Raw genomic sequence first — 3546 nt, forward strand, 5'->3', positions numbered from 1 at the left:
ATCACATAAAGATTTACTTTTGCTAACCTAAAATTAATTATGACTTTTTCTAACTCATTATTGCAATGGTATTTACAAAATAAACGCGATTTACCTTGGCGTAATACTACCAACCCTTATCCTATTTGGCTATCAGAAATCATGCTTCAGCAAACGCGTGTTGCACAAGGAATGCCTTATTTTCATGCATTTATGGAAGCTTTTCCTACTGTTTTTGATTTGGCGAAAGCCGATGAAGAGCAAGTTTTAAAACTTTGGCAAGGATTAGGATATTATTCGAGAGCTAGAAACATGCACAAAACGGCTCAAATTATAGCATTTGAACTAAACGGAAATTTTCCAAACAACTATTCCGATTTATTAAAACTAAAAGGAATTGGTGAATATACCGCAGCGGCAATTGCTTCTTTCGCTTTTAACGAAGTTGTTCCGGTTGTTGATGGAAATGTGTTTAGAGTTTTAGCACGGTATTTTGATGTTGAAACCGATATTGCATCGAGTTCGGCTAAAAAAGAATTTTCTGCTTTGGCAAAAGAATTGATTCCGAATGATAATCCAGCTTTATTTAATCAAGCAATTATGGAATTTGGAGCATTGCAATGTGTTCCTAAAAATCCGAATTGTGGAATTTGTATTTTTAACTCGAGTTGCGCTGCTTTACAAAAGAAAAAAGTGGCCGAACTTCCTGTTAAATTGAAGAAAACCAAAGTCACTAATCGATTTTTTAACTACTTACTATTTTTAGACAATCACAACAATACCATTATTAACAAGAGAATTGATAAAGGTATTTGGCACAACCTATATGAATTTCCTGTTATAGAAAGTAATGAAGAGCTAAATTTTGAAACTATAGAAAATAGAATTCACGAAATGTATTCAAATCTAGGAATTGTATCGGTATCAAAGTACAATGAAACGCAAATTATCCATAAATTGTCACATCAAAAATTACATATAAATTTTTACAAAGTCGATGTAACGCTAGAAATTACAAGTAATACACCATTGGATTCATTGAAAAATTATCCTTTTCCGGTAGTAATTTACAATTTTATTGAAAAGTATTCTATTTAATTCGTAATTTTGAATTTCACAAATTGCTAAATCATGAACGGAACATTGAATAAAGTTATGCTAATTGGTCATCTTGGTGATGATATTAAAATGCATTATTTTGAAGGCGGAAATTGTATTGGAAGATTTCCACTAGCTACAAACGAAATTTACATCAACAAAAGCACTAACGAAAAAATCACTTCTACCGAGTGGCATAATCTTGTTGTGCGAAATAAAGCGGCCGAAATTTGTGAAAAATACTTAACAAAAGGCGATAAAATTTATGTTGAAGGTAGAATAAAATCACGTCAATGGCAAGCCGAAGACGGAACTACAAAATATACAACAGAGATTCAGGTTACTGAGTTTACTTTTTTGAATGTTAAAAAAGATACTGACGGAAACAAACAAATTTCTGGTTCTGATTCAAAAAACCCTAACTTTGACGGATCAAATTCGGGAATCGAAAATGATTATTAACCAATAAAATAAAATTTGGACCCAGAGCCCAGTTTTCAATTATTAGCAAATCTTGATACCAACTTGCTTTTTGGCATTATTGGGATTATAATTCTGCTCTTTTTTTCAGCAATGATTTCCGGTTCAGAAGTGGCACTTTTTTCTTTAAGTCAATCTGATTTAGATGAATTAAACTCGAAAAATTCATCCAAAGCAAACATTATAAATGAATTACTAGCAAGACCTAAAAAATTATTGGCTACCATATTAGTGGCCAATAACTTTATAAATATTGGTGTTGTTATTCTTTTTTCCTATTCCTTAAATGGTGTTTTTTCAGTAATTGAATCTACTCTTTTAAAATTTATTGTTGAAGTAATTCTCGTTACTTTTTTACTTTTGCTTTTTGGCGAAGTTATCCCTAAAGTGTATGCCAGTAGAAATAATATAAAATTTGCGCTTTTGATAACCTATCCGTTATCTGTTTTAGACAAATTGCTTTCGCCGATAAGTTTGCCAATGCGTGCTTGCACCAATTATATTCAGGAGAAATTGGGCAAACAAAAAACCAATTTTTCTGTAGATCAATTATCGCAAGCGTTAGAATTAACTTCATCTGATGATACTACTCAAGAAGAACAAAAATTACTAGAAGGCATTGTTTCTTTTGGTAGCACCGATACAAAACAAGTCATGAGTCCGAGGATAGATTTATTTGCTTTAGACATCGATGAAACTTTTGCCGAGATTTATCCTAAGATTGTCGCCAAAGAATATTCACGAATTCCGGTTTACCGAGACAATATAGATCATATAGAAGGCGTTTTGTTTATTAAAGATTTGATTCCGCATATAAACAAAAAAGAATTTGATTGGAAAACATTGCTGCGCGAACCATTTTTTGTTCCAGAAAATAAAAAGTTGGACGACTTATTGAAAGATTTCCAAAGTATGAAAAGTCACTTAGCAATCGTGGTTGACGAATATGGCGGAACATCTGGAATTGTATCGCTTGAAGATGTAATTGAAGAAATTGTTGGTGACATTAGTGACGAATTTGATGATGAAAACATTAATTATTCTCAAATTGATGATAAAAATTTCCTGTTTGAAGGTAAAATTAACCTGAAAGATTTTTATCGAATTATTGATGTTGACGAAAATTCATTTGAAATAAGAAAAGGAGAAGCCGAAACTTTAGCCGGTTTTATCTTGGAAATATTAGGTAATTTCCCTAAAAAAGGACAAAAGATTAATTTTGAAAATTGTCTTTTTACAATAGAAGTAGTTGATAAAAAAAGAGTTAAACAAATAAAAGTAACCATTGATGCTTAAAAATTTTAAATATATAATAGGAGTAACTTTAGTTTTAAGTCTATTGCTTTTTACAAGTTGCAAAGACGAAGTTTTACCAAAGCCAACCAGCCAATTGCGATTGGATTACAAAGTTGCCAAATATGCAGCGTTTGAAAATCATTGTCCGTTTACTTTTAATTTAAATTCGGATGCTGTAATTACTGAGAAAACTGATTGTGGATTTACGATAACGTATCCTAAAATGAAGGCAACTATTTATTTGACTTATAAAACTGTAAACGGAGATATTGAGAAATTACTAAAAGATGCTCAAAAACTAACTTACGAACACGTTATTAAAGCCGATGATATTCTCGAGCAACCCTTTATAAACAACGACCAAAAAGTGTACGGAATGTTCTATCAAGTAGGCGGAAATGCTGCTACCAACAACCAATTTTATGTAACTGATAGCATTAAACACTTTGTAACTGGATCGGTTTATTTCTACGCTAAGCCTAATTTTGACTCCATAATGCCTGCCGCAGATTACATTAAAAACGACATGCAAAACTTGATGGAATCGTTGAAGTGGAAGTAATTTACAACTATTAATGTCTTATTTTCAATTGTTTATAAAACATCAAACTTTGTTTAATTATTTGTTAAAAAAGTTAAACAACAATAAGTTTGAACTACCTTTATAACTGTCTCTTATACACATCTGACGCT

At 31.4% G+C, this 3546-nt stretch carries 4 protein-coding genes; all 4 read left to right on the forward strand.

The features are described from left to right. Nucleotides 1-39: 39 nt before the first annotated feature. Genes mutY through gldD form a run of 4 tightly spaced genes read left to right on the forward strand, consistent with a single transcriptional unit; the run spans nt 40 to nt 3415 of the window. Nucleotides 40-1077, forward strand: coding sequence for an A/G-specific adenine glycosylase (gene mutY, locus DIU01_RS12715; protein WP_290835029.1), 1038 nt, complete (start codon nt 40-42; stop codon nt 1075-1077). Nucleotides 1078-1110: 33 nt separating this feature from the next. Next, on the forward strand, nt 1111-1539 hold the full coding sequence (locus DIU01_RS12720; RefSeq protein ID WP_290835030.1) for a single-stranded DNA-binding protein: 429 nt from the start codon (nt 1111-1113) through the stop codon (nt 1537-1539). A gap of 15 nt (nt 1540-1554) precedes the next feature. Continuing rightward, nucleotides 1555-2853, forward strand: coding sequence for a gliding motility-associated protein GldE (locus DIU01_RS12725; protein WP_290835032.1), 1299 nt, complete (start codon nt 1555-1557; stop codon nt 2851-2853). After that, on the forward strand, nt 2846-3415 hold the full coding sequence (gene gldD / locus DIU01_RS12730; protein WP_290835033.1) for a gliding motility lipoprotein GldD: 570 nt from the start codon (nt 2846-2848) through the stop codon (nt 3413-3415). The genes DIU01_RS12725 and gldD overlap by 8 nt, the downstream gene beginning before the upstream one ends. The last annotated feature ends 131 nt before the right edge of the window (nt 3416-3546 follow it).

Source organism: Flavobacterium sp., from assembly GCF_003525665.1.
Taxonomy (GTDB): domain Bacteria; phylum Bacteroidota; class Bacteroidia; order Flavobacteriales; family Flavobacteriaceae; genus Flavobacterium.